We start from the raw sequence: 2,019 nt of genomic DNA, 5'->3' as shown, positions 1-2,019 counted from the left end.
GAGGCCGCCGAGTTCGCCAACCGGGCCGAGCGCCGCACGGCGGCACGCCCCGCGGGCCCCCGTGACCGCATGCCCAAGCGAGGACGATCGTGATCGACATCAACAACGAGTCCGCCGTCGAGATCGACGAGTCGGTGCTGCTGCGTCTGACGCAGGACAACCTGGCCGCGCTGCACGTCTCGCCGGACGCGGACGTGGCGATCGTGCTCGTCGACGAGGGCGCGATGGAGCAGCTGCACCTGCAGTGGATGGACGAGCCCGGCCCGACCGATGTGCTGAGCTTCCCGATGGACGAGCTGCGACCGGGCTCCGAGGACCAGCCGACGCCGCCCGGGCTGCTCGGCGACATCGTGCTCTGCCCGCAGGTCGCGGAGTCGCAGGCGGAGACCGCGGGTCACTCCACGATGGACGAGCTGATCCTGCTCACCACGCACGGCCTGCTGCACCTGCTCGGCTACGACCACGCCGAGCCGGAGGAGGAGCGCGAGATGTTCGGGCTCCAGCGCGAGCTCATCGCGGCGTTCGCTGCGGCCGAGCGTCGCCGCACCTCATGAGACGGACACCTCCCGAGGGAGCGGCTGCATGATCGGCCTGTCTCCGGACGTCCTGGGCCCCATCGCCGCTCTGCTCTTCGGCGGCGCTCTGCTGCTCGTGCTGCTGGCCGGGCTGATGTCGGCGATCGACGCCGCGCTGTCGGTCACCTCGCGCGGCGATCTCGTCGACCTCGCGGGGGAGGGCCGCAACGCCCAGGCGCTTGCGCGCATCGCGGCGGATCCGGACCGTCACGCGGGCGTGGTGGTGTTCGTGCGCGTGTTCGCCGAGACCGCTGCGGCCGTGCTCGTGACCGCGGCCTTCGCGCTCATCCTGCACAGCCTGTGGTGGGCCCTGCTGGTCGCGGCGCTGCTCATGACGGGCGTGTCGTTCGTGGCGGTGTCGTCGATCCCCGCGACGTTCGGCCGCCGCTATTCCTCCGCGCTGCTGACCTTCGCGGCACCGCTCGTGCGCGGCACCCTGCTGGTGCTGGGCCCGCTGTCGGGCCTGCTGGCGGCGTTCGGCAACCGGCTCACGCCCGGTGGTGGGCGCCGCAGCTTCGAGTCGGAGGAGCAGCTGCTGAGCATCGTCGACGAGGCCGCCTCGCACGCCGTGATCGAGGCCGACGACCGGGAGCTCATCCACTCCGTGTTCGACTTCACCGACCAGGTCGTGCGCGCGGTCATGGTGCCGCGCACCGAGATGGTCACGGTGGAGGCCGATGCGACGATCCGCGAGGCCATGCGGCTGTTCCTGGACCGCGGCATCTCGCGCATGCCCGTGGTCGACGGCGAGGTCGACGACATCATCGGCGTGCTGTACCTGAAGGACGTCGTGCAGTTCGGCTTCCGCGACGCGGTCGCCGGCGGCGAGCCGGTCGGCTGGCGCGAGGCCGCCGTGCGGGCGATCGCGCGCCCCGCCGTGTTCGTGCCCGAGCAGATGCGTGCCGAGACCCTGCTGCAGCAGATGAAGCGCGACGCCGTTCACGTGTGCCTCGTGGTCGACGAGTACGGCGGCATCGCCGGGCTCGTCACGCTCGAGGACCTGATCGAGGAGCTTGTCGGGGAGATCGCCGACGAGTACGACGCGCCCTCGAAGGAGATCGTCGAGCTCGCGGACGGCCGCTACCGCGTCAGCTCGCGCCTGTCGCTCGACGAGGTCGGCGACCTGTTCGGCATCGAGCTCGAGGACGAGGACGTCGACTCGATCGGCGGCCTGCTCGGCAAGACGCTCGGGCGCGTGCCGCAGCCGGGAGACGTCGCGGAGTTCGCGGGACTGATCGTCACGGGCGGCACGTCGCGGGGTCGCGGGCGCGGCATCGCCACGGTGTTCGTCGAACGCGGCGAAGCCCTGCGCACGATCGATGAGTACAGGGAGAGGGAAGATGGCTGACGCGACACGCTCGGGCTTCGTGACGTTCGTGGGGCGACCGAACGTCGGCAAGTCCACGCTCATGAACGCGCTCGTGGGCGAGAAGGTGGCCATCAC

3 protein-coding genes are annotated in these 2,019 nt (G+C 71.1%); all 3 read left to right on the top strand.

Annotation, left to right across the window (positions count from 1 at the left end):
• Positions 1 to 86 precede the first annotated feature (86 nt).
• Positions 87 to 554 (top strand): rRNA maturation RNase YbeY, encoded by a 468-nt coding sequence (ybeY, locus tag RIF89_RS14475; RefSeq protein ID WP_309069777.1) that lies wholly within the window; start codon positions 87 to 89, stop codon positions 552 to 554.
• A 28-nt stretch (positions 555 to 582) separates the two neighbouring features.
• Positions 583 to 1,923: a hemolysin family protein gene (locus RIF89_RS14470; RefSeq protein WP_309069775.1), complete on the top strand. Its 1,341-nt coding sequence runs from the start codon at positions 583 to 585 to the stop codon at positions 1,921 to 1,923.
• On the top strand, positions 1,916 to 2,019 hold a 104-nt coding region (locus RIF89_RS14465), incomplete at its 3' end, for a GTPase (RefSeq protein WP_309069776.1). The genes RIF89_RS14470 and RIF89_RS14465, both read left to right, overlap by 8 nt.

The sequence above is a fragment of the Microbacterium sp. genome (assembly GCF_031178525.1).
Taxonomy (GTDB): domain Bacteria; phylum Actinomycetota; class Actinomycetes; order Actinomycetales; family Microbacteriaceae; genus Microbacterium.
This window is presented reverse-complemented; position numbering and strand designations above follow the sequence as displayed.